The following is a 25,363-nucleotide window of genomic DNA, read 5'->3' on the forward strand; positions in this document are numbered from 1 at the left end:
AGTCGGAGTCACCACATCATGTTAAAAATTTGTTTTTTCCATCAAAAGGGTGGCACAGGCAAGTCAACCCTCGCCATGGCCTGTGCCCTCTATGCTGCCCAGCAACAGCAGCGGGTTATGTTGGTGGATGTGGATAACCAAGGCACCGCCACACAGTGGTGGCAGCTCCATGCCCCCACGCTTCAACACCTGCCTTTGCAAGTAAGAGGGCAGTTGCAAGAGAGCCTGCCGGATCTACTCCCCAGGCTGGCCGATCACTTTGACCTCTGTTTCATTGATGCCCCACCAAGCTTGACCCAAAATACCCTACAGATGCTGCAAGGGTGCGATGCTTTAATCATCCCCACCCGACCCAGCCCACCGGATCTCTGGGCGTTGGAGCGACTGGCGCTGCTGTTGCACACAGAGCCCTATGCTAAACTCTCCCACCTACTGGTTTTTAATCAGCATCAGGGGGAGGATCTTGCCCCGTTACGCCAGCTTCCTGCGGTTGCTTCCCTAACACAAGCGGATGAGGCAATCCCTTACCACCCTGCCTTTGCCGCCTTGTACCTTGGCAAACCACTGCCCAGCGCGCTCAACCGCATGATGGGCACTCTGCTGGCCGCGTTCTTATAACTGTGTTGTTTTTTTCCTAGGCAAAAAGTTCCCATTTACCGACGACAGGCAGCATTTACCGCTATTTCGGTCGTATCTTTAACCACATCTGTTTATATTTTCATTAGTATTTCATATACTTAAAATTTTTCATCTGTTGGCATGCCTCTTGAGATAGGTGAGTTGTCTGCTCTCTTTTGAGAAACAGGCACAAACCACCACCGCACAGCCACCTTTGTGCGATTTTTAGGAGGAACCGGCCATGAAACGCTTTACCGGTCTAATCCTGATTGCCCCTGGTCTGTTACTTACCGGGATGATCTCCCTACCGGGAGCTTCGCTGCATGAGCAACAGACCAAGGCAGTCACCCAACCGGTGCACTATGACGCACCCAATGCAGAGCTGCGCATGCGTCAGGTTAAGTACCCGTTTGTGATGTCCGATGTGCATGACGAAAATCGGGACCTCAAAGGGTATACCGATCTGATGTGGGCAGCGGAAAACGGCCACGCCACCTTGGTGGCAGAGCTACTGGCTGCGGGAGCTGATCCCAAAGCGACCAACTGGTGGGGGCAATCAGCACTTGAGCTGGCCCGTGCCAAAGGCCATGAAAATGTCATGGCCTTATTAAAACAGGAGTGACATGCCACCCGTTGTGGGTAACCCCGCACGGGATCGAGCACTTCTGCGCACCGGAGCAAAGACCCCAACTTCCCCCAAATGAAGCCCTTGCGCTCTGCGCTCACGCTAATTAACCGGGGTCTGGTGCAACACATGCCAAGGAACGTGACCGGGTGTGCTGCGGCTCACGTAGCCGCCCTTCACGTTCCAACCAACCCTGCGTCGTTTGACGTGGGGTTGCTTTTTTTGTGCGGCTATTGGTGATACCGCGCTACGCTCATTTAAGCGGTGGCATCGCCTGCATCACCGCCCGCAAAGCCTGCTGCCAGGGTGGCGGTTGCGCCACAGTGCCTAGGCGTTGCACCAGCAGCGTGCTATCCAACACCGAATAGGCCGGACGCGGGGCTGGGGCCCCATATTGGACCGCGCTGATGGGTTGCAACTCTACCGGGTGTTGCAATAAACCCATTTCCAGGGCTATTTGCTGAATGGTCTGAGCAAATTCAAACCAACTGCTTTGCCCTTGGCAACTCCAATGATAGAGCCCACCACCATGAGCTTGGTCAAGCAGTTGCTGCGCCAAGGCCCACACCACCCGGGCCAGCGCATCACATGCGGTTGGTGCCCCCCACTGATCCTCTACGATACGCAAGGGTGTGGTTCCCTGCCCCATCAAGCGCAGCATGGTGGTTAAAAAATTGCGGCCACTGCCCCCATCATAGAGCCAAGCGGTGCGAATAATGGCGGCTTGGTCGCCTAAAATCTCTTGAATGGCTTGCTCGCCGACTTGTTTACTTCGCCCATAGACCGATAAGGGATTTACCCGGTCATCGGGGCGGTAGGGGCGCGTAGCTTGTCCATCAAACAGATAGTCGGTGGAGAGGGCCAGCATGGCAATGCCATAATCCGCACACCATTGGGCGAGACGCTCCGTCGCCGTACCGTTAAGGGCAAACGCCAAGTGTGGATCTTTTTCTGCCCCATCCACATCGGTCATGGCGGCGGTGTGGATTAAGAGTTGGGGCAGGTTTTGGCGCGGCAGCTCCAGCTTAGCCGGTTGAGAGAGATCCCACTGCTGGCGACCGAAACAGCGCACCGCGCAGCCGGGGGGAGTCTGCTGGTAGAGTGCCCGCGCCATTTGGCCCTGGGCGCCCGTAATCCAAACCGTTTGCATATGCATCGTTGCTCCACGAACTTAAAAGAGGGGATTATCCCCTCTGACAAGGCTCTCCATAGCCCTATACAACCTTAATTTATGGCGACTCTTGGACCACCACCCTGAACAGGCATGGTAAGGATGAATCGGAGGCTGTCGCTGCGGCTTTGGGTTAACAAGCACCGCATCGCTACCCGCAGCACTCGCTTCTCTTGGAGCCTAAATGGCGTGCGAACCCTTTTCAAAGGAAGGGTACTTAACCGGATTTATGATGCCCCACTCAGCGTGTGCTTTCAAGCCCTGCTTATGGGCAGCGCTTCTGCTCGGTTTTGCTTCGCTTTAGGCCAAGCCCTCTGCACCTACTCCCCTAGACCACCTTTTGGACCACGCAGCCTACGGCTATGTTGATGATACCTCGCTACCACGCTGCTTTAACCGTATGATAGGCCCCTTTGTGCATAGCTGCATCGATCACCACCTTTATTACGCCATTAGCAACGGGGAACCCCATGTTACACCTGGAAAAAGTTGAAAAAAGATATGGTGCTACCATCATTCTCAGCGGCACTGATCTGGTTATTCATCCAGGGGAAAAGGTGGGCTTGATTGGACTAAATGGTATGGGCAAAACCACCCTCTTTCGCATTATTGAGGAGGTTGAACCCTTGGATGGTGGACGGCTGGATCGTCACCCTCCACACATGCGCATTGGTGTTTTGCGTCAGGAGCTTACCCCAGCGCACCGTTCTATTTTACAAGAAACCCTGGGCGGTCTGCCCCAGTTGGTGGCACTTAATAATGAACGCGAAGCGCTACATAGCAAGATGGTTGAACACCCTGAGCATGATGCGTATCACCAGTGGGTCATGCGTCTGGGTGAGGTGGATCATGCCTTGGAAGATCTGGATGCCTACAGTGCCGAGGCCCGCGCTGGGGCTATTTTGTTGGGTTTAGGCTTCTCAACCGCCGATTTAGAAAAGCCGCTGGATGCCTTTTCTGGGGGCTGGCGCATGCGGGTTGCCCTGGCCCAGCTGCTCTTTTCGGCCCCTGACCTCATGTTATTGGATGAACCAACCAACCACTTGGACCTGGAGTCGGTGGCATGGCTGGAGCGCTATCTGGCAGGTTTGAGTGGGGCTTACATGCTCATTTCCCATGACCGTGATTTTCTACAGCGCACCACGCGGGTAACGGTTGAGTTGGAGGATGGCAAGCTCACCCGCTACAAAGGCAGTTTTGATGCCTATATGAACTGGAAGATTGAGCAAGCGGAGTTATTGAGCAAACAGGCCGCCAAACAAGCTGATAAGTTAGAAGCCATGCAGCGCTTTATCAGCCGTTTTCGCGCCAAGGCCACCAAAGCCAAGCAGGTGCAGAGCCGCGTTAAGCAGATGGAAAAGCTGGAGGCGCAAAAAGTGGAGCTCCCAGGCCAGGGACGCAGCGCCCCCGTTATCCGCTTGCCCGATCCCCCGCCGTGTGCCAGTCAGGTGATGAAAATTGATAAAATGAGCATGGCCTATGGCTCCACGCAGGTGTTTAAAAACTGTCAATTAGAGATCAGCAAAGGCTCGCGCATTGGGCTGCTTGGCCCCAATGGTCGTGGTAAATCTACCCTGCTAAAATTGTTGTGTGGTGCGTTGCAACCAACCGCGGGTGTGGTTATGCCAGGGGATCGGGTCAAGCCGGGCTTTTTTGCGCAGCATGCGCTGGAGTCCCTGCGTCTTGGGGATACCATCTTAGAGTCAGCCCGCGAGGTTGCCCCGCCCGGAACCACCGAGACCCAACTGCGTACGGTGCTTGGGGGGCTCCTGTTTTCGGGTCAACGGGTCGAAAAATTGGTCTCTGTGCTCTCCGGTGGTGAAAAGGCACGGCTGGCCTTGGCGCGGCTATTTTTGAGTGGGGCCAATTTTTTATTGCTGGATGAACCCACCAACCACTTGGATATGCCCTCACGGGCCGCACTAGAAGAGGCTTTGGAGTCCTATCAGGGTACCTTTGTCTTGGTCTCCCATGACCGCTCTCTGTTAGAGAGTGTTTGTGACCGCTATGTTGCCATCGCCCAGGATCAGTTGCACCCCTTAGGAGAGGATCTGGATCATTACCTAGAGCACTTTGTGCTGCAAGAGACAGCCTCCCAGCCGAATGGAGTGCAAGACAAAACCACAGCCCGCGCCCTTTCTAAGGAGAGCAAACGCGAGGCGGCGCAGATCCGTAATGCGCTGCATCAACGCACCAAGCCCCTGCGCAGCCAGCTTAACCAGTGCGAAAAAAACATCCAGCAGCTTGAAGCCGACAAAACCCGCATTGACGCCACCCTCACCGACAGCAGCCTCTATGAAGAGGGTCAAAAAGAGCGCTTAAAAAACCTGTTGGAGAGCAGCACCCAAACGGAACAAGCCCTGAGCAAAGCCTGGGCACTGTGGGAAACGCTCAGCATGGAGATCGAGACCCTGGAAGAGCAGGCCAAACAAGCGCTGGAACAGGCTTAAACCAACGACCATGAAGGGCAAAAATGCGTGCTCGCCCCATAAAAAAAAGCCACCCAAACAATGGGGTGGCTTTTTTTTAGCCTTGCAGAGTTGCCTGCAACCTATCCAAATTTATTTAACCTCAAGCAGCTCCACCTTGAAGATGAGCAGCTTGTTCGGGGCGATCACAGGGGGACGCCCTGCTTCGCCATAGGCCAAGTGGGGAGGTAGATAGAGTTCATAGATACTGCCCGTCTTCATCAATTGCAGCCCCTCGGTCCAGCCCATAACCACTTGGGACAGCGTAAACTCAACAGGCTCGTTACGCTTATAAGAGCTGTCAAAAATGGTACCATCCAACAAACGGCCCTCGTAGTGCACCTTAACTTTAGCGGTGCGATTGGCCGGCTTAGCACCGGTACCTGCCTTGAGCTCTTTGTATTGTAACCCCGACATGGTGGTCCGCACACCTGGCTTGCGGCCATTCTCTTTCAAAAACGCTTCGGCCTCTTTTAGATTATCTTTTTTGAGGCTATCTTTTTTTTCCGTCACCAGGGCACGGCGGCGCAAAATTTCCTCTTTCATGGCCTTTTGCATCTCCTCAGGGCTCATTTGCAGCGCCTGACCTGCCAATTTATCCCGCAGCCCCATGATTAAAATATCTGGATCTACATCAAAACCGTTCTCGGTCATGCTATCGGCCAAATCGGCCCCCAGAGCATAGGAGAGTCTATCCTTGCTGCTCTCCAGCTTGCCTGCCATGCCAAATCCGGGCGTCATAGCAACCACCAGACAGAAGGCCAGTGCAGAGGGTTTAATCAAACGCATCATCGCTTGTATCCTTTGTTAATGACGGCCTATTGGCCCTAGCATGGCGCTCTCCAACCGAGAGAGCTCTCTTTATTCGTACCACACACGCCAAGCCAAGCCGAAACACAAACGATCAGCTCACCTTGGGTTTTGCGGGTTTAAATGACTTACCTGATAACAATACCCTACAACAAAAATGGCCTCTCTTCATCTGCCAGAGAGGCCATCAAACCTGACAACCTTTTACAAAAAAAGGCTGTAAGCATACTAAAGCATCCGCAGCAGGGCTTAACCGTTAGTGGTCAACCCGTTCACGCATCTCTTTACCAGCCTTGAAGAAGGGCACACGTTTTTCCGATACGGCCACGGAATCACCTGTTTTGGGGTTACGGGCTTGGCGGGATTGGCGATGGCGCACCTCAAACACCCCAAAACCACGCAGTTCAACACGTTCCCCACGTTCCATAGCCTTGACAATTTCTCCCAACACCAGTGAAACCGCCAATTCGGCGTTCTGTTTGGATAAATTATGTTGCTCCGCGATCATTTGGATCAACTGTGACTTGGTCATGGCATTCCTCTTAACTGGTCCATATTATCTAAGGGGCTTGTGGCTCACCCACCCCATTGGTCGGGCAGCATAGACCCCAAATATTTGAACGTATCTGTGATACAACGCACTCAAAACCGGAGGGAATAGCCAAGCCATCCCATTTTCAAGTCAAGAATATAACCTACTTTTTGTGCGGGCACCATAACAAAGGCGAATATTTTCAGCGTTCGCTTGCTTGTTTTTGGTGAACTAAATAGCGCCAACAGGCCCTGCACGGCGTTGGTTCAACCAAATAGGTTTGGTTTGTTGAACCCTGACTTTGGTTTAGCACATTATGACGGTTTTTTATCGGCGTCCAGCATTTGCTGATTATATTTTACCATCTCATTGTTATATTTTGCGTTTTTTTTACCTACAACACCATGAATGGTTCGGCTCTCTGCCCCATTTTAGCCGTTGTTTTTTGACACTTCTCCAAAAAATCACAGAGGCCATCCCCTCAACGGCCATGCTAACACCCATCATGAACCGCCCTACGGCATAAAAGCCCCTACCGATAATAATCCTTCGCGCCACCCTGCCCTCTGGCCACGCCACACCGCAACAGCCGCACCCTTAACACCGGTTTAACGCTACACAACAGCCCACTTCGAACCGCGCTAGCTTACACAGCGAGCCTCTGCTGAGTGGTTGCTTCTTGGATAAACGGCCCATAATTAAGCCCATCCAGATAGCTGGCGCAATGTTTGCTACTTCGTACCATGTTCCATCTGCGTCAGCACCGCCTATGACGCCTTTTCACCCTCAGGAGACAACCCATGGCTTCCAACAGCCCTGCTTCAACCGTTTTAAAAGTCATGCAGACTCTGGGTCGAATCCCCACCCCTATGCTTACGCGCGGTGCGCCTAACAACGATCTAACGCAAGCCGAACAGCTTGCCAGCGGTTTGATGCATACAGTTGCCACACCCCTGCACGTCGACGCACCCTCACAGGATTGCGCAACAACTGTGTGCGCCCAGGAAAACTATTGCGCTGCTATGGTACGCCCCCTACAACACCCGTCCCATAGCACCCCAGAGAGCCGCTTAACAACGACCCCTAGCCCGGCTCATCATCGCGCGACTAAACCACGCCGTCACGGCTAACAACTCAATCTTATCTAAGGTAACAGAGGCTGGCCCGCTGCTGATGTTTATCACCCAAGGCCGCCGGTAAAAATCACGATTTGGAGGAAAATATGGCAACCATGGAAGTCCACGTACATTGTCCTGACTGTGGCAGCCTGGACGTCATAAAATTTGGCAAGGACCGCCATGGACGTCAGCGTTTTCGCTGCAATGACCATTTTTGCGACCGTACCATTTTTATGATGGATGATCCCGATTGGTGGCGCTTTGAAGAGGTCAAAAAACAGATCGCGCTACACCTGCTTAGCGGTAATGGCATTCACCAAACAGCCCATAATCTTGGTCTTCACCCTGAGTTTGTAAACCGTATGGCCAAATAGCTACACGCTATAAACTGTGATAAAAAAGGGGGGCTCAACCCCATTGTGCCCCCCCTTTTTATGCAGCTTTGGCAACCTTCCACCAGACATTCACCAGCCCCCTCACTTATCCTGCCAACCCCCTTCACCCTGGCAAAAGAGTTTTCCCCCTTCACCCCACCCTATTAGAGCAACCTTCGATCTTAATTGGCCGCCCCTATGAGGTTAGGCTCATCCCCTTGATCCCCTCTTGTTTGCCAGCCTATCGGAGCTTTACTGACAACGCCCCTTACAACACGCGACCCATCCCACTTACCTGTTTGACACAACCCCGACATCGTGGCCAATCCCATCCCCCCACCCGTGCGCCAACCCATAACATAAAAGGCCGCTCCTTCATGGGGAAGAAGCGGCCTTTACGTGTAACCGATGGTACGTGACAGCGGCGTGTACTAGCTGATCTCTCGGGATGCCTTGGCGAAACGCTCCACCCCTTTGAGCAGCCCAGCCGCCAGCGTGGCTTGGTAGCTCTCTTTTTTCATCATCATCTCTTCATTGGGGTTGGATAAAAAGGCCAACTCAACCAATACGGATGGAATATCAGGTGCTTTTAAGACCGCAAAGCCCGCCTGCTTGACATTACGGTAGTGCAACCGTACCTGGGGCATAGCATCCAGCGAGTCTAACAGGTTACGCCCCAATACCAAGGAACGGTTTAACGAGTCGCGCTGCGACAGATCCATCAAAATACCGGCAACTTCAGGATCCACCACCTTGCCCAGGTTAACCCCTCCCACCAAATCGGTGCTATTCTCCCGCTCCACCAGATCTTTAATGGCACGATCCGGGGTCGGCTTACCCTGCTCAGAAAGACAGTAAACGGAAGTACCCCGTGCCGAACGAATACGGAAGGAGTCTGCGTGCAAACTCATAAACAGATCAGGGTCATATTGGCGGGCAATGCCAACCCGCTTTTTCAATGAGACGTAATAGTCCCCTTCACGGGTGAGTTTGGCTTCATAACCGGGTGTGGCGTTAACCATGGCCGCCAGTTTTTTGGCGACTGTCAGAACCACATCCTTTTCTCTGACACCTGAAGGACCGGTTGCGCCAGGGTCTTCACCGCCATGACCGGGATCAATCACCACCACCATATTTTCACGTACCGGGGTGCGATTACGGAACGGGTCATACTCACGCTCCAACCTCGCCTGACGCTCCAGCTCGCCCTTGCGGTAAAGATCTATCACCAAGCGTGGCCCACGATCTTTAGTCGCCTTCAGTAAAAACGAGCGAGGGCGCACCTCCTCATTAAGCTCAAAGACGGCGCGGGTTGTATCTGGCCGGGGGATACCCATGCGGAACGCCCGCACCACCGGATCTTTGATTCTTAAATGGCTTGTGCTTTGAGAAAGAATCGCATTTTCAATATCTAATACAACTCGGTCAGGATTTTTTAAGCGAAACAGGGTGTGTTTAACCGGGCGTTCCAGATCAAACACCACACGGGAGTGATCAGGGGCGGTCCAGACGCGAATATCTTTGATTTGATTCGGCCCCAGCGATGCTTCAGCAAGATTTGGCAGTAACATACCACCAGAGGTCAGAGCCAAAAGCTGTAGCAGTTGACGACGATTCACATCCGACAAACGATTAAGTCGGCGGTGTATGTCCATGAGTTCCATGTTGTCATCCGTAAGCATGGCATTCAGGTCTCGAAAAAAGGTTGAGAACCATGTTCCTTTGCCGCTGGTCGAGGTATAGTAACCCCTTTTTACGGTTAGGAACCAAACACACGCACTAAGCCGGCAGTGTGCCTATATAGAGTGATCGACAGGGGCTGCTGTAAACAGCAGCACTTTTTGCTGCACATGTAGCCGCACGGTTACAGCCGCACAGTTACGCACCGTTAAACCAAGCAAAGAGCATGCCGAGCAATCTGCTCGACATGAGGAGGATAATGATGGGCAGTAATGTGGATCTGGACGAGATTGCAAAATTTGAACGCATGGCCCACGAGTGGTGGGATCCTGCCGGGAAGTTTCGCACCCTGCATGAGATCAACCCCGCCCGCGTCGGCTATATTAAAGAGATCCTTACAGGTTCGGCTCAGGGCGATCTGGCCGGCATTAACCTGCTGGATATTGGCTGCGGTGGGGGAATTTTGGCGGAAGCCATGGCGGACAACGGGGCCAACGTAGTTGGCATCGATCGGTCTGAAAAAATCATCGGCATTGCGACGGCTCACCAAGCCGAAAGTGGCTCAAGCGCAAGTTACCGCATGCAATCTGCCGCTGAGTTGGCCGAAGCCCAACCCGCAAGCTTTGATGTGGTTTTGGCCATGGAAGTGCTGGAACATGTGCCCGACATGACCGCTTTTCTTGGGGATTGTGCCAACCTGCTCAAGCCTGGTGGCACCCTCTTTTTTGCCACACTTAACCGTACCCCTAAGTCATGGTTGTTTGCCATCATGGGGGCGGAATATCTTTTACGATGGCTGCCCAGAGGCACCCATCAATTTGAAAAGTTTGTTAAACCATCTGAGTTACGCACCGCCCTACAGAGCAATGGCTTAGAGATGCAAGCGGTTAGAGGGCTCTCGTACAATCCCATAAATGCCACTTGGCGTTTAAGTGATGATACCCAAGTCAACTATCTTGGACATGCCCTAAAGCCGCAACAAGCTTAACCGCAAGCCAGCCTTGCTGCCCTTGTTAATGTAGGGCTGCAAGGCTGGCTATCCGGGCTATGTGGAACGCGCAACGGGGAGCATGGCGGGGCTGAGCCCCTACCCAACCAAACAGAGCAGAGTTGGGCACGCTTTAAGACCCTTTCCACAGCCGAGCCTCAGGGTAAGGCGTGGGGGGCTTCGCGGGTAAATTGCACCCGTTGCAGGAGAGCACCACGCGCATCCAACATAAGCATTTCGCCGCCTTCTGGGGTACTCACCCAGACGGCCAGACCAGCGGGGGTGGTGGCAATCTGAGCCATTTTGCCCCCAGGGGGCAGGCTTATCTGCAAGGGACTTGTCTGCGTGGTTGGGCTCTGCCCTAAGCGTGCTTGCTCGGGCGTTTGGCTGGAGGGGGCCATGGGCTGGGCATGGAGCGGCGCAGAGGCCACTTGACTGGTACTCTTTTTTTGCACAACCATAACCACCAATGCGATGGACATCAGTAAAATGGCCACACCACCCACCAGCACACCAATTTTTAAAAACTTAATGCCCTTACTCTGTTCCACTTGGCCTGTTTGCGTTGCGTTTTCCATGGAGTCAATTTCCTGTGTTTGAACTTGATGAGACTGCGCCCTTGACCACCCTGCTTCATGCAGACGATGCGGGGCAACGCTTGGACAAGGCACTCTGCTGCCACTTTCCCGACCTTACGCGCTCTACCTTGCAGCGTTGGATTAAAGAGGAACGCGTGATCGTGGATCATGAGGTGGCTAAATTACCCAGTCAAAAAGTCCGGGTTGGACAGCACATCATCATCTATCCCAGCGAGCCAGAGCCATCTACCGCCCTGCCCGAAGAGATTGCCTTGGAGATTTTGTTCGAGGATGAACATCTAATCGTCCTAAATAAACCGGCTGGTATGGTGGTACATCCTGGTGCCGGTGTCAACCATGGCACCTTGGTCAATGCCCTCTTGTACCACTGTGGCACGCCAGACAACCCCCATGGAGGTCTCTCTGGCATTGGCGGGGTGATCCGCCCAGGCATTGTGCACCGGCTGGATAAAGAGACCAGCGGTATCATGGTGGCCGCCAAACAGGATCATGCCCATATCCACCTCTCGCGCCAATTTGAACAACGCACCATTGGGCGTCGTTATTTGGCGCTCACCCGGGGCATACCCCAACCTGCACAGGGACGCATCGAGGGGGCCATCGGACGCCACCCCATCCACCGCACCAAAATGGCGGTGGTCGAACAGGGCGGGCGGGCTGCGGCAACCCGCTATAAAGTGCTCGAACCCTTAGGCCAATTTGCCCTGATCCGTTGCCGCTTAGAGAGCGGACGAACCCACCAAATCCGGGTACACATGACCCATATTGGCCATCCCTTAGTGGGAGACCCCCTCTACGGAGCGCAGCATAAAGCGCCCAGCCACTGGCCCCCGTTGCATCGTCAGCGTTTTGACCAGTTTCAGCGCCAAGCCTTGCATGCCCACACCTTAACCTTTATTCACCCCCATACTGGTGAAGAGATGTCTTTTAAACGCCCACCCCCTGCCGATTTTCGCCAACTCTATGAAACCCTGGCGGCCATGGCCCAGTAAGTGTTACATAGAATGGCTATGGATTGATTTTAAGGAGTTGTCACCATGAGTGAACATGAGCAAGAGATCCCCCTTCCCCCGGCCACCAGTTCCCGCCTGGCGCGTTGGGCTGCACAAAGCGACGGCATGCCCCCTGAACAGTTGGCCCAGTGGCAAGACCGTGCCACCAGCCCATGGGTGGTGATTGTGGAAGATGGCCCAGCCCTAGCCCGGCAACGCTATACCGCCCGCTTTGAACTTGAGGAGGAGATTCCCTTTTGGGCCTACACTCTATGCAAAGCCTATCTGGATGATGTGGGCGAATGGCCCCTATTTCAATTTATTGCCGATACCGCGCTGCTGCTTTTTGAAGACCATACCGACATAGCCCGCGCCACCCACGAGGTATTTGCCGCACTAAGCACGGTATGGCCAGAGGTGACCTTGGTCTATCTAGGCAAAGGCATGCCAGAAACCCACTGAGCGGGCATCAGCCGCCATGCACCTGCCATGTCCCGCTGGTCGCCATATAGTCAAACAGTAGAAGCGTGAGCACAATAAACACGAGAGCCCCAGCTAAAAAAACCAACCGCCAGACCAGTGAAACCGTACCACAGGATGGGCAGCGTGATTTTTGCTCGGGATTGTACCATTTACCGCAATCGCTGCATTGGCGCATTGAGAGACCCTGGATTGCGCCCTGACCAACGTGTCAGAGCTCTATGAGTTATCCCCCCATACTAAAGAAACGTGCGCCTAAGCTCAATCCTACAAAGCGATGCTGGGCTACACAAACGCCCGGCCCTGCGGCTAAAGCGACCGTTGATGCAGCGCGTGCCCCCTCGCCAAGGAACTGACACTCTTGGCGGCAACCTCTTGCCGCTGGGGGTGCGTTCAGGAAAACATCCCCTAAATTCATAACTTTATCCATTATTTTCATATACTTTCACTGATTGCACACTTTTTGCGTTTCAAAGCTTTGCGGCAAAGTGTCAACCTGTTCATCAAGGGCGTGTCTGGCGTCGTGCGCGACCCCTTTTTCGGTGGAAAATGCTATGAAGGTCTCCAAGTTCTGGTTTCAAGAGAAGCGTCTGGTTCCTCAACTGCAAGGGGAGATGGATGCCACTACCAAAGCGAAATTACAAAACCTCAAGCGTGAAATCGTGGAGATGCTGACAGCACAACGCTTTGTCACCTTCACCAAGCAGCGCTATTTCCACTATGACAACCAGCTTAATTGCCTATGGCTGATTTACCAATTTAAAGGACGCCCTGACGAGATGTTTCGTTACGTCTCTAAGCTACGGGTCTATGCCTTTAACCATTGGGAGGTGCCAGATATTGACCACTTGCGCACCATCTCCATGGAGAGCCTTTTCTACAGCCATGCCCTGCTTAAAGATGCCACGGTACTTTCGGCCACCGCCTCTAAGGATGGCGTAGGCTACCAGACCATTACCCTCGGTCATTCGGGGCGCAGTGGGGCCTCTCAGGAGATGCAGACCATTCTGCCCATCCACCGGGTCAACCAGCGGGATATTTTTAGCTTTATTGTGGCCAACTCCTTGGTGCCAACCGGTATTGATGGCATTGAAGATAAGCTCAAAGAGCTCTATGAACTTAGCCTGTCACTAAACCCCGAGCGCAATAGCGATACCCCCAAGCCCCCCTCTCTACGCGCCTTACAACACAGCTTGTTAGAATCGGACTATGTGCGGGCGCGTTTGCCGGTCTTGGAGCCCTCAACCCTAACCGATATGGGCAAGGGAATGTGGGAGCTCTATCAACCGGAAAAGCCACCCGGGGATGGCTGGCAAGAGGTGAGCTTAGAGAGTCCCTGGGAGGCACGTAACCCCGAACAAGATGTGCGCGATGGGGTGGTTGCCATTGATTTTGGAACCAGCTCCACGGTGGTAGCCTGTCGTGAAAATGGTAAAACCACACTGCTACGGGTGGGCATGGCCGACCTATTCCAAAAGCCCCAGCCCAAGGATTATCAAAACCCTACGGTACTGGCTTTTTTGAATCTTCCCAAAATCTTAGAGGCATGGAACAGCGAAGCCTATCAACCCTTGGTCAGTTGGGACGATTTTCATTTTTCCCATCAAGCGTTGGCAGAGTTGCGCGAAAATCAATCGGCACAAAATGTGGTGGCCAGCATTCTCACCGGCATTAAACAGTGGCCCCTGCGTGCTGAGAGCGAGGACGAACTGCGTATCGTCGATCAACAGACCGGCAGCGAGATCATTGCCAAGCCCGGCTCTACCCCCATGCCCGCACCGCAAACCTATATTACCGTGGCCGAGGATGACCCGCTGGACCCCATTGAGCTCTATGCCTACTACCTAGGGCTCTATATTAACCACCGGGCCAATGGTCTGTTCCTCGAATATTACATGACCTTCCCCATCACCTATCCAAAAGATGTTAAGCAGCGCATGCTCAACGCCTTTGCGCGGGGTCTACAGCGCAGTTTACCGCTGTCGTTGATCAACACCCCAAGCATGCGCCGTTTTGTGGTTAAAGAGGAAGCCTCGGAACCCGCCGCTTATGCGGCCTGCGCCTTGAGTGAACTGCGCATTGAATCCACAGACAAAGGCAACGCCTTTGCGGTATTTGATTTTGGTGGCGGTAGCTCAGATTTTGATTTTGGTCTCTACCGCACCCCTTTTGAAGAGGAGGAGTTGCAGGGCTACGAGGCGGTAATCCGCCATTTTGGCGCCAGTGGGGATATGTATCTGGGTGGGGAAAATTTGGTCGCACAACTGGCTTACCGCACCTTTATTCAAAACCTAGATACCTGCCGTACCCATAAAATTTCTTTCTCACGTCCGGTGGAGGCTGATCTTTTCCCTGGGCATGAACTGTTTGTCGAAGCCTCCCACGTGGCCCAGACCAACACCTCATTGGTGATGGCAGCGGTGCGCCGTTATTGGGAGAGCTTTGAGTGGCATGTGGACACCGATATACTCACCAAAAGCTCCGCCAACAGCGATAATGACCGCTGCCGCCGCCACACCGACCTGATTGGGGATGCCCTGAGCATGGCCCTGACCAGTGAAAACTTTGATATCGACCCCAACGCCCAGAGTTTGCCCCCCGACAAACGGATCGAAGAGTTGGAGTTGGAGCTACTCAACCGGGATCGTGAAAAGGTCACGGTGACTTTTCAAATCGACCGTAACCAGCTTAATCACTATCTGGTGCGCCGGGTTGGCAAGGGTATCTTACGCTTTTTCATCGCCCTCAAAGGGGCCTTTGAAGAGATTAATGAACACCCTGAAGAGGTACACATTCTGCAAGCAGGTAACTCCTGTCGCTCCCACCTGGTGCAGGCGCTGTTTACCATGCTGCTACAAAAAAAGATGCACGGCTGGGAGCCCCCCCCCAACGGCGTACGCAAAAACCCCGTCTTGGAGCGGGTGCAACAACATGTGCCGTTTATGCGCTATGTGGTGCATCGCCCGCCCGTGGGTGATGTCAACAATCCCTACAAACCCACCGCTAAAACCGGTGTGGCCATCGGCTTGCTGAAGCTTATTCCTGGTGAACCCTTGCTGGCCACCGGTCCAACCGATGAAAACAGCAGTGGCGAGGCCCCCTTTCGTCTCTTTGTAGGGGGCATCCGTAAAACCAATTTTGTCCCCATACTTAAACAAAACAGCCCCTATTTTGAGTATCGGGAGCTTGGGGTACCGACCCGTGGCGTTTTCAACCTAACCTATTCCACCTCGCCGCAAGCCGGCTTGGGCACCTTGCAAAGGGGCTCGACAGAGATTCAAGAACGCAGCCTGCGCTTTCACCCCGGTTTAGAAGGCAAGCGGCTCTTTATCCAAGCGGTCGCACCGTTTAAGGTGGAAATCTGTTTGGCAGACTCACTGGCACAAATCCTTAAACGTCCCGAAGAGGTTGCCTTTCAAGAGGTTCTAGAACTCAAGTAACGCACGCACACCGCCACACTGGGTAAGAATGCTTAGCAGCCTACCCACACAGCGTTGCTGAATTAAAAAAGCCGCCCAAAAGGGCGGCTTTTTTCAACCAAAGCGGCGATACAACTGCAAAACAAGGCCCGCCAATAGACCCTCCTGTGAACGCCTTTGCAGGGGGGTAGAAAAGGGCCACAAGCTTCCTTTGCCCACATGGGCCCAGCATGTCACGAAAAGCCTGTTGTTAAACCTTGGCCCCTTGCTTAGGGAGGCCCGGATTACTCTTCTAACCGGATATTTTCAAAGAATCCCTCTACAAAGAAGGGACCATGTTCAACCTTGAAATACTGCTTGATGCTGCTCAACTTGGTCGAGTACTGCATCGCATAACTGGTACCGGTGATGACCGTGGGTGGGGTCAGTGCAATCTCCCCATATTTTTCACCCAGACGGGTCTGCAATCCACCTGCCACCATATTGCACAGCTCACCAAAGCCATCGGCGGCTTCGGGATTTGTAAGATCCTCGTAACGCTCCCCCGCAAAGGAACCCGCCAGCGCCGCCGCCACATACATAGGGCAAGAAAGATGCACACCACCCTTGACGCTGCCACCAAAACCCACCAAAGCAGTCGCTTCAGAATCTGGTGGTATGTAAGGCTGAAAATCAGGCTTGGCAATAACAGGTCCAGGTGTCACTTCCAGCATAAGAAAGGCGAGAAAGATCTCATGCACCGAATCAATGATCGCTTGTGAAAATTCTTGTTTAAGCACGTTCGTCTCCCAGAACCATTAGGGCGAATCCACGACCATTCATCTGCATGGCATCCCCCTCTCCCAATGTGACAAAGCTCATGACCTATAACTTATCATTCCAACCCATCGCCTCACATTATGTACCATTAGTACCACAAACCTTTGAAAAGTTCATTTTATTACTCAACAACGGGGCACTTTTGGTCCCCTTCCAGCGCTGTGCGTCGACACCTTTGTTACCCATGCTCATTTTGACAGGGCTATACCCCTAACCCTGCACAGCTTTTACCTTAGTAGCTGCCCTAAAGCGCACGCTACCATTCATCGACCTGCAAGTGAGAAACAGGGCACCCTAAAGATGCCCACTCGCCTTGACCCCAACCACCTTTCACCCCAACGGCTGCCCCTGCAACACCGCTTGGGGGTGGGTGATGAGCAGTTGTTGGGCGGCCTCATGACCAAATTGCGCCGCCAGCAACCGACCGGCATCCCGCATGGCCGGCTGACGACGGTGAATATTATGGGCATCGCTGGCTATCAGGTGGACCCATCCCTTTTCCATCCAGCCGTCCACCAATTGAATCACCCCATCCCCATAACTGCCACAGATGGCGCTGGCGGTTATTTGGGTCAAACAACCCAGTTTGATAAAAGGCTCCAGTCGGTCCGGATTTTCGCGAAAGGTGCGGATGCGCTCGGGGTGGGCGATCACCGGGGTATAACCACGATGCAGCAACAGTTCGGTCATAAACAGCTCGGCCCCCTGTAAACCAGTGTGAGCAAACTCAATCAATGCATACCGGCATGGACCCGGCCCATGGCTTAACAGTGGCGCATAACCGGACTGCAACTGTTGTAGGGTTTTTGTGGTCAAGCGCAGCTCTGCGGCCCCCTCCACCTGCAAGGGGATCTGCGCTTTATTAAGATGGGTGCGTAGCGTATCAAGCGCACGACGGACCACCTCAGCCGAGTTATTCCAAGCCGACAGTGGGTTTAAGTGAGGGGTAGCAACCATGCAGGTAATGCCGTCGGCCACCGCCATTCGCGCCATATCGAGAGCCATTTGCATCGTGCTGGCCCCATCATCCAAACCGGGTAGAATATGCGCATGCAGGTCAATATAACCTGTGAGGGGAAAGCTTTGCTGCACGTCGAGCGGTCCTTAACCGAAAAAAACTTGCCTCCACCGGTTGCGTAACCGCAAGGGTTCGGTTGGTTGTCACCAACCGAACCCTACACAGATTGCGCACGATCAACCGTAAAGCAGATTGACCAACACCAAACTCAACCATGGCACATAGGTAATGACCACCAAGGCGGCAATCAGCACAAACATCCACGGCATCGCCGCGCGTGTGACAGCCCCCAAACTCATACCCGACAAACCTGCCGCCACATAGAGATTAAGCCCCACCGGTGGGGTGATCATACCCACCTCCATATTGGTGGTCATGATAATACCTAGATGGATCGGATCAATACCCAAACTCACAGCGATGGGATGGAACAGCGGCGATAGAATAAGCAAAATCGCCGAGGGTTCCATAAAATCACCGGCAAACCATAGGATCACATTCACCAACAGCAAAAACATGTAAGGCGATGGATTATTCGCCATCACCTGGGCCGCCAGTTCTTGGGGAATGCGCTCCTCGGTCAACACATGGGCAAAGATCATGGCACAGGCGATGATGAACATCAACATGGCGGTCATCTTGGCAGAATCCAACATCACCTTGGGGATCTCCTTGAACCCCATATCATGGTGCACAAACAGCGCGATAAAGGCGGAATAGACCGCCGCCACAGCGGCCGCTTCGGTGGGGGTAAAGATCCCTCCATAAATGCCACCAACCACAATACCGATCAGCAACAAGCCCCAAAACGCTTTTAAAAACGTCTTGATCAGGTGGGAAAATCCCTGCCAAGGCTCTTTGGGCATGTTCATACGTTTGGCCGCAACCCACGTGGCCAGCAGCAACATAGAGCCCATCAATAGACCCGGCAAAATACCCGCGATAAACATTTTCCCCACCGACTCTTCCACCGCATCGGCATAGACAATCATAGGGATCGAGGGCGGGATCAAAATGCCTAACGAGCCCGAGGTGGCGATCACCCCCACCGCAAAGCGTTTGTCATACCCAGCCGAGATCATGCCCGGTATCATGATTGAGCCAATGGCAACCACCGTGGCCGGAGAAGAGCCCGAAATCGCCGCAAACAACATGCAAGAGACCACCCCCGCCATGGCCAGACCACCGGTCATCCAACCCACCAGCGCTTTGGCAAACTCAATCAAACGGCGCGAAACCCCGCCCGTGGTGAGAAAGTGTGACGAGAGAATAAAAAACGGAATCGCCAATAAGGTGGTGTGCTCCATGGTACTAAAGAGCTTTTGCGCAACGGTAATCGCCATGGAGGGATCTTCGCCGGCAAACAAAACAAACAGCAGGCTGGATAACCCCAGGCTGATGGCAATGGGCACCCCGATTAGCAACAAAAAGATCAAACCAAGAAAGAGGAGTATAACGGTCATCGCTTATCCTCCAGAAGCTCCTGCCCCTCGCGCTTGTGGATGCGGATGGCACGTCCACACCAAATATCCACCCCAATGCGCACAAAGTGCATAAACATCAAAGCTAAACCCAGGGGAATGCTTAGATAGGGAATCCACTGGGGGATACGCAAATCCTCCGATAAATCACCAAAAGCGCGAATTTCCACGGTGTAAATCACAGAGTAGTAGAACACTACCCCGACAAAGAGCAGACAACTGCCCAACGCAAACAACACCAAACGGCGTTGCCACTGGGGCGAAAATTTTTCCACCATAATATCAATACCCAAGTGCCCACCCGCTTTCGCCAGATGGGCCGCCCCGATGAGTACCACCCACGCCACCGTGTATTGAACAGCCTCCAGCGCCCAGGTCAGACCCGAATCAAACACATAGCGAGCGACCACATTCGCAAACATCATTAGGGTAGCCCCAGCCAGACCGATGGTGATGATCACACGCTCCAACCAATCCAGGGCTCGATCAATTTTTCGCATAGGGTTGACAAACATGACCATCCCTCTCCTTTCAACTTCCTTATTCCGCTACCTAGCTTATGCGCATCCCCCCGAAAAAAAAGAGCCGGATGGTCAACCACCCGGCCCTCTCGACCATTCTCTAGTTATCCAGCACTTGGTGGATCTCCTTCAGCAGATCCGCACCAATCTCATCGCGAAACTTATCTTCCACCGACATGGTGACTTGACGCCAAGCTTTACGCTTTTCTACAGGCATATCCACCACTTTAGCAAAACCAGCTTGTTCCACTTTTAACCGGTCGCCACTGTCAGCTTCTGCCGCGAAACGACGGTTGGCCATGGTGGCCTCTTTCACCGCTTTTTCCAGCTCTGTGCGGATCTCCGCAGGCAGGTTGCTCCAGAACTGCTCACTCACAACCAACAGATAACCCAGGTAGGAGTGGTTGGAAACGGTGATATAGTCCTGTACTTCATGAAACTTCTTGGAGTAAACATTGGACCAGGCATTCTCTTGTCCATCCACCACACCCTGCCCCAAAGCGGTATAGACCTCCTTGAAGGGGAGTTTCTGCGGTGTGCCACCCAGTGCCTTGATCATCTCCGAATGCACGTCCGAGCTTTGGATGCGAAACTTCATGCCGTTAAAATCATCAGGCACATCCATCAAGGGTTTAGGCCCCTTGATCGAAAATACCTTCATGCCGTTGTCCCAAAAGCCCAAGGCTCGCAACCCCTTGCTTTTCAACGGATCGGTCATTTTATCCGCTACAGGATGATCCACCAATTTGTGCACATCGCCAATGCTGTCAAACAAGAAGGGCAGATCAAACGCCTGCAACTGTCCAGAAAACTTCACAAATTTAGAAAGCGATGGGGCCGCCATCAAGCCCACGGTTTTGCTACGCGACAGGCGCATGGCCTCCATGACCTTATTGTCATCGTAAAGTTGTGAACTGGGAAAAACCTCGACACGCACCTTGCCTTGCAGGCGTTCGTTCACCAATTGGGCAAAAATATCGGCGGCTTTGCCCTTAGGGGTCTGGGGTGAAACAACGTGCGATAGTTTGATGACATATTCTGCTGCCTGAGCACCACCGCTCCAGGCTATACCTGCTACCGCTAAGGCCGCAGCAGCACAAACCGCCCCAAAACGAATGTTCTTCATCTCTACCTCCTTAACGGTTACACGCCCAACACTCCGATCATACAGAGACTCAACCCATATCCCGAAGTTGGTTGGCATACCATAGATTAGCCTATCCAGCGACGAATCAGGTCACGTAGATGCGGCCAACCCCTTATAATTCTTATTTCAACATTGATGGGATTCATAGTAATAGATTTTAACTGCATCCTCCATCAAAAATGTTAATACCGGACAGAAGCAACCTTTTCCCCTTTGAAAAACATCACCTAAAACCGCCCACAGAAATCCTACACCATAAAATTTTTTAGAATTTTTTTAATGTTTTACGGGTATCCCCTCTTTATCCGCAACCCTAAACCACCGCCATAAAAAAAAACCGTGCATATGACTATGCACGGTTTTTTTTACGGTAACCACCAGGATAAGCTGGCAGCGCTAAAGCCTTATTTTAAAGCAGCCAAGGCAGCTTCATAGTTGGGCTCTTCTACAATCTCAGGCACCTGCTGAGTGTAAACAACTTTGCCTGTTTCGTCCAAGATCACCACCGCACGAGCACACAAACCGGCCAAAGGACCATCAACGATGCGCACGCCATAGGCTTCGCCAAATTCAACCACACGCAGTTCGCTCATGCCTGCAACACTGGCCAGACCTTCGGTCTCACAAAAGCGTTTGTGCGCAAAAGGCAGATCGCGGGAAATACACAACACCACCGTGTTTTCCATCTTGTCCACATTGCTGTTGAACTGACGAACCGACGCCGCACACACAGGGGTGTCTAGGCTAGGAAAGATATTCAGTACAACTTTTTTGCCTGCATAATCCTTGAGGCTAACCTCTTTCAGATCGGTGCCAGTCAGTACAAAATCTGGGGCAGCGCTACCTACGGAAGGCAAGTCGCCATTGGTATGGATGGGGTTACCCTTCAACGTGATCTGAGCCATTCCTCACTCCTACAGCATAGGTTGTTTAAGATACTTATTCTCTAAAAGATGGTGTGATGGTACACAGCAATTTCTGAAACATCAACATTTTTGTTGCTGTAACACTCATTATTTCTATTTCAAGCGATCACTCTTTGACAGAGTTCAATGGTTTCATAGGCTTGGAGCATAAAAAAAGGGGAAGCCTTTATCCAAGGTTTCCCCTTTTTTACGCTACCCATGCCACTATTGGGGCGGTTGATCCGATTTTTTTGGTGTTACCAGGGTCAAACGCTGTAACCGTTCGGCGAAGTACCGAGCCTCTATGGTTTCCCCATCCAGCGTGATGTCCGCTCGCGGTGGATAGGGACCACCGCGCAGCAAATAGGGCCCACTGCCGTATTCATCTTGAAAGCCTGTCAGAGTATACATGCCCTCTTCTAATTTTAAATGCCCGCCCAGTCGGGTATAGCGAAACTGATCAAACAGACTCATCACCCCGGCTTTAATCTGAGCGTCACTCTGCCCGGCTAAGATCGCCAAGTTACGCAACAACGCGGCACCGACCCGCTGCTGCTGCGCATGTTGTGGACCCCCATTAAAATCGGCCTGCATACGCACTGGAGTAAGCCCTTGTAAGCGCAAATTGGTCAGGTTGAGGTGCCATAGCCCCTCTATTTTACCCAACTGCAACTGTTCGCTGGTCTGCTGAAGATCCCCATTGCGCAGTTGTACCCTGGCCCCCCACTGGGGGGCCGCTTTAAACAAATCATAAATATGGGGCTCTGCAACCGCTAGCTCACCCTGCCACAAGCGCCCGTGCAGTGTGCCCTTGCTGCTCAATTCACCATGGTCAATACGTACCTCGCTCAACCGCCCACCCAGCGTCCCCGTGACATACGGCACGCCCAATTTTTTACCCCACCACTGTAAATCAAGGGAGGGTATTTCGACATCGGCTTGCAGTTGCAGATCGTCCCCATACAGCCCTAGCAATTGCAGTTGATGCAGCGTCAACGGTGTCTGTTCCAACTGTAAGCTTAAAGGCTCTTGCAGATCCACCACCCCTTGAATCAGCCTAGGTTGGCCATGGAAAGGGGCGATCCTTAGCGTGCCCACGCTGGCTTGCGCGACCTCCAGCATAGAGTGTTCAATCGACAGTGGCTGGGCTGGGCTTTGTGCCATGAGCGGCAACACCAGTTGCACCCCGTGCAGCCGCCAATTGTGGTTGGGACCCGTTATGCGACCATTACTTAGTTTGACCTCACCCCGCAAACCGCCGTTGCGCCATTGATGGAGATCCTCAAACTGCAAGGCCATATCCAAGCGCCCATCCATCTCGCTGCTTTGCCAATCCGGCCAATGCTTGGCGACCACGGGGCGCAGATAATTCGCATAAAGATGACCCAGTTGACCCGCCTCAACCCACATCTCCCCCGACCAGGGATTATCTGGCTCATGGTTAAGGTCCCAACGCAGCAAACCTACCCCCTTTTGATGACTAGAACCGGTCATGTGAAAGGGTACCCGATGCAGATGCCAACCCTCTTCACTGCGAATTTGCACATTAAACTCTGGGCTCTCCATCGCAAAATCATGGTTGTGTCCATCCACCGACCACTTGCCGGATGGTACTTCCCCCTCCACTTGCACAGAGAGACCTTGGGACTCTGGATCAAAGATCAATTTAAGCCGCCCACCCATCGCCACATCGTGCAAAGCAATCTTATGCCCAGCGTCTGACAGCTCTAATTGTTGTGTGTCGCCCAGCCATGCATAGTCACTAAGCCGCCATGTCGCGCGACTTTTCCACAGGGCATGATCCCGCCACACTTGCAGCAGCCCATGCAGTTGACCATTACCCAAAGCGCGCCCGCTCAGGTCGGTTAAGCGGCTTACCGCCAATGGGTGTGTTTCGGGAATTTCCAACCGCCAACCTGCATCGGAAAAACGGCTCCCGGTCGACGCATGGCTGTAGGAAATCTCCAACCGGGCATCATGCCAATGCAGAACGCTTTTAAGCGCATGCAGATTTTGCGCGGCACCTTGGGCATCGCCCCGCCATGAAAAAGATTGAAAGCGTCCCTTTTGAGCGCGAACTTCACCCCCAACCCGAAAGCCGTTCATCGCCCAGCCCCCATGCTCGCCCCGCACCAGCTCAGTACTGCCCTGCACATAGCGCATGGCGGCATAGGGTGAATCAACCGCTTGGGTCTCCATTTTAATCTGAATAGGCTCCAACAACCGGTTGGCTTTACCACGCGCCTGAAGCGTCGTATGGATTTCCTTTGCCTCGATTTCACCATATTGAAGTCGGTCTGGCCCCGAAACCCCCTCAACCCCCCACATCAAATTGGGCCCGGTATTTTGCCCATGGGCGGTGATCTTCCAAGGTTTGCGCTGCATCCATTTGGCCCCCTCTGGCAAGGGTACCGCAATGTTCATCCACGCCATTAATTTCATCGGGCTGTGCAGCTCGGTGGTGACTTGCCACTCTGGCAGCTTTTTCCAACGCACCCGCATTTGGCTGTCTAACATGCCCCCCAGTTTGAGGGTACCATCGTTAATATTCCACTCTTCCCGCTCATGAAACAGCGTGCCAGACATCAACAACGGCTTGCGTACCCCTTCGGCAGAGGTCACCTGTCCAGAACCGTTCCAGTGCAAACGGCCACCGCGCATGGTCAAAAACAGGGTTGTCGCCCCTTGCCAATGATCCACACTTTGCACCCCTTGCAGGTCCAGTTGACCATTGGCACTTACCGCCTTGCCGGGTTTAATGCGTAGATCCAAGTCCAGATTTGCCACCCCCTGGGTCACCCCAATATTAAGCAGACCAAACCACGGTTTAGCGGTCATGTCGCGGGTGTGTAGCACCACATAGCGCTCATCATCCCAACGCAAATGGCCACTAAAAACACCCGCCGGATCACTCTCGCCCGCAAACACCAGCTGCCCTTCGTCCTGGGTTAAATGCTCACCAAACACCCGCACCGAGTGCATGCGCCAGCCCGTTTCCCCCTGACCTGAATGCACCACTTCTCCATTTTCAATGCTCAGCTCATTGACCCGCAAAGCAAACAGCCAAAAGATCGGGGGAGCAACCTCATCTTGTAACATGCGGCCCCAAGCATCGGGCCCCACCACACCGGGTCGTTTCGCATCCGCTAAACCAAAATGCCACACCGGGTTGACCATCGACATATGGCTAAGCCGACCAAACAGCAGATCCAAAAACCCCCAGCTCAACACCACATCATCACTGACAAAAGAGGTTCCATCTTTGGTCTGTAAATTGACCCTCAGCATGCGTAGATGGCCCAATCCTACACTGAGCTTTTCCATACTCAACTGCCATCCGCCCCATGTACCTAGGCGCGTAAAAACCTCTTGGCGGCTGCTATCAACCTGCAACATGGCAATGGTCAAAGAGAGTACAATAACCATAGCAAAGAGCATGCGTACCATAAATCGGTAGGCAAATCTCAGCAGCATCCCTGTCGGATTGGCAAACATAGCACCCCACTCTTTAGGATAGACCCTGTACACCTGAAAGCAGCCCGATCACAGGCCGTGCCCGACCGCTCATTGAAAAATAGAATATCAGTATATAGAAAAA

The 25,363-nt window shown here is 53.1% G+C and carries 19 protein-coding genes and 1 pseudogene; 8 read left to right on the forward strand and 12 right to left on the reverse strand.

Going from position 1 to position 25,363, the window contains the following annotated elements:
- Nucleotides 1–18: 18 nt before the first annotated feature.
- Both MMC1_RS10870 and MMC1_RS20095 read left to right on the forward strand, forming a co-directional pair.
- Complete coding sequence (locus MMC1_RS10870) at nt 19–618, forward strand: ParA family protein (protein WP_011713751.1); 600 nt, start codon at nt 19–21, stop codon at nt 616–618.
- A 241-nt stretch (nt 619–859) separates the two neighbouring features.
- On the forward strand, nt 860–1,240 hold the full coding sequence (locus tag MMC1_RS20095) for an ankyrin repeat domain-containing protein (RefSeq protein ID WP_011713752.1): 381 nt from the start codon (nt 860–862) through the stop codon (nt 1,238–1,240).
- A gap of 256 nt (nt 1,241–1,496) precedes the next feature.
- On the opposite strand, the gene rfbD is transcribed toward MMC1_RS20095, so the two are convergent.
- Nucleotides 1,497–2,399, reverse strand: a complete 903-nt coding sequence (gene rfbD, locus MMC1_RS10880; protein ID WP_011713753.1) for a dTDP-4-dehydrorhamnose reductase — start codon at nt 2,397–2,399, stop codon at nt 1,497–1,499.
- A gap of 485 nt (nt 2,400–2,884) precedes the next feature.
- Between rfbD and MMC1_RS10885 the strand changes: the two genes are divergently transcribed.
- Nucleotides 2,885–4,864 (forward strand): ABC-F family ATP-binding cassette domain-containing protein, encoded by a 1,980-nt coding sequence (locus tag MMC1_RS10885; protein ID WP_011713754.1) that lies wholly within the window; start codon nt 2,885–2,887, stop codon nt 4,862–4,864.
- Nucleotides 4,865–4,975: 111 nt separating this feature from the next.
- Here MMC1_RS10885 and MMC1_RS10890 read toward each other — a convergent pair whose 3' ends face one another.
- Together MMC1_RS10890 and MMC1_RS10895 are read right to left on the reverse strand one after the other, a co-directional pair.
- Complete coding sequence (locus MMC1_RS10890; protein ID WP_011713755.1) at nt 4,976–5,674, reverse strand: FKBP-type peptidyl-prolyl cis-trans isomerase; 699 nt, start codon at nt 5,672–5,674, stop codon at nt 4,976–4,978.
- Nucleotides 5,675–5,948: 274 nt separating this feature from the next.
- Nucleotides 5,949–6,227: pseudogene (locus MMC1_RS10895) on the reverse strand (integration host factor subunit beta); the annotation flags it as partial.
- A gap of 1,219 nt (nt 6,228–7,446) precedes the next feature.
- Here MMC1_RS10895 and MMC1_RS10905 point away from each other — a divergent pair.
- On the forward strand, nt 7,447–7,716 hold the full coding sequence (locus MMC1_RS10905; protein WP_011713757.1) for an IS1/IS1595 family N-terminal zinc-binding domain-containing protein: 270 nt from the start codon (nt 7,447–7,449) through the stop codon (nt 7,714–7,716).
- A gap of 431 nt (nt 7,717–8,147) precedes the next feature.
- Here MMC1_RS10905 and MMC1_RS10910 read toward each other — a convergent pair whose 3' ends face one another.
- Nucleotides 8,148–9,380 (reverse strand): N-acetylmuramoyl-L-alanine amidase, encoded by a 1,233-nt coding sequence (locus MMC1_RS10910; protein ID WP_049757664.1) that lies wholly within the window; start codon nt 9,378–9,380, stop codon nt 8,148–8,150.
- Nucleotides 9,381–9,658: 278 nt separating this feature from the next.
- Here MMC1_RS10910 and ubiG point away from each other — a divergent pair, with 278 nt between their 5' ends.
- A complete protein-coding gene (gene ubiG / locus MMC1_RS10915; RefSeq protein WP_011713759.1) occupies nt 9,659–10,384 on the forward strand; it encodes a bifunctional 2-polyprenyl-6-hydroxyphenol methylase/3-demethylubiquinol 3-O-methyltransferase UbiG in 726 nt (241 codons plus the stop codon).
- 158 nt (nt 10,385–10,542) lie between these two features.
- Here the strand turns inward: ubiG and MMC1_RS10920 are convergent, their stop codons facing one another.
- Nucleotides 10,543–10,962: a hypothetical protein gene (locus tag MMC1_RS10920; protein ID WP_011713760.1), complete on the reverse strand. Its 420-nt coding sequence runs from the start codon at nt 10,960–10,962 to the stop codon at nt 10,543–10,545.
- A 14-nt stretch (nt 10,963–10,976) separates the two neighbouring features.
- Here MMC1_RS10920 and MMC1_RS10925 point away from each other — a divergent pair, with 14 nt between their 5' ends.
- From MMC1_RS10925 to MMC1_RS20100, 3 genes are all read left to right on the forward strand, one after another.
- Nucleotides 10,977–11,975, forward strand: coding sequence for an RluA family pseudouridine synthase (locus MMC1_RS10925; RefSeq protein WP_011713761.1), 999 nt, complete (start codon nt 10,977–10,979; stop codon nt 11,973–11,975).
- A 45-nt stretch (nt 11,976–12,020) separates the two neighbouring features.
- Nucleotides 12,021–12,437 (forward strand): hypothetical protein, encoded by a 417-nt coding sequence (locus tag MMC1_RS10930; protein ID WP_011713762.1) that lies wholly within the window; start codon nt 12,021–12,023, stop codon nt 12,435–12,437.
- Between the two features lie 572 nt (nt 12,438–13,009).
- On the forward strand, nt 13,010–15,895 hold the full coding sequence (locus MMC1_RS20100) for an acetate and sugar kinases/Hsc70/actin family protein (protein WP_011713763.1): 2,886 nt from the start codon (nt 13,010–13,012) through the stop codon (nt 15,893–15,895).
- 263 nt (nt 15,896–16,158) lie between these two features.
- On the opposite strand, the gene MMC1_RS10940 is transcribed toward MMC1_RS20100, so the two are convergent.
- The 7 genes from MMC1_RS10940 to MMC1_RS10970 all read right to left on the reverse strand — a co-directional run bounded on the left by MMC1_RS10940 (nt 16,159) and on the right by MMC1_RS10970 (nt 25,260).
- Nucleotides 16,159–16,653, reverse strand: a complete 495-nt coding sequence (locus MMC1_RS10940; RefSeq protein WP_011713764.1) for a chemotaxis protein CheX — start codon at nt 16,651–16,653, stop codon at nt 16,159–16,161.
- Nucleotides 16,654–17,023: 370 nt separating this feature from the next.
- Nucleotides 17,024–17,785 carry a tyrosine-protein phosphatase gene (locus MMC1_RS10945; RefSeq protein WP_011713765.1) on the reverse strand — a complete coding sequence of 254 codons (762 nt, stop codon included), beginning with the start codon at nt 17,783–17,785 and terminating at the stop codon, nt 17,024–17,026.
- Nucleotides 17,786–17,887: 102 nt separating this feature from the next.
- The gene (locus tag MMC1_RS10950; RefSeq protein ID WP_011713766.1) at nt 17,888–19,174 is read right to left on the reverse strand and encodes a TRAP transporter large permease; all 1,287 of its coding nucleotides are present in this window, start codon (nt 19,172–19,174) and stop codon (nt 17,888–17,890) included.
- Nucleotides 19,171–19,707 carry a TRAP transporter small permease gene (locus MMC1_RS10955; RefSeq protein WP_160162699.1) on the reverse strand — a complete coding sequence of 179 codons (537 nt, stop codon included), beginning with the start codon at nt 19,705–19,707 and terminating at the stop codon, nt 19,171–19,173. The genes MMC1_RS10950 and MMC1_RS10955 overlap by 4 nt, the downstream gene beginning before the upstream one ends.
- A 106-nt stretch (nt 19,708–19,813) precedes the next feature.
- A complete protein-coding gene (locus MMC1_RS10960) occupies nt 19,814–20,839 on the reverse strand; it encodes a TRAP transporter substrate-binding protein (protein ID WP_011713768.1) in 1,026 nt (341 codons plus the stop codon).
- A gap of 425 nt (nt 20,840–21,264) precedes the next feature.
- A complete protein-coding gene (gene tpx, locus MMC1_RS10965) occupies nt 21,265–21,765 on the reverse strand; it encodes a thiol peroxidase (protein WP_011713769.1) in 501 nt (166 codons plus the stop codon).
- 225 nt (nt 21,766–21,990) lie between these two features.
- Nucleotides 21,991–25,260 carry an AsmA family protein gene (locus tag MMC1_RS10970; protein ID WP_011713770.1) on the reverse strand — a complete coding sequence of 1,090 codons (3,270 nt, stop codon included), beginning with the start codon at nt 25,258–25,260 and terminating at the stop codon, nt 21,991–21,993.
- Nucleotides 25,261–25,363 lie beyond the last annotated feature (103 nt).

It is taken from the genome of Magnetococcus marinus MC-1 (assembly GCF_000014865.1).
Classification (GTDB): Bacteria; Pseudomonadota; Magnetococcia; order Magnetococcales; family Magnetococcaceae; genus Magnetococcus; species Magnetococcus marinus.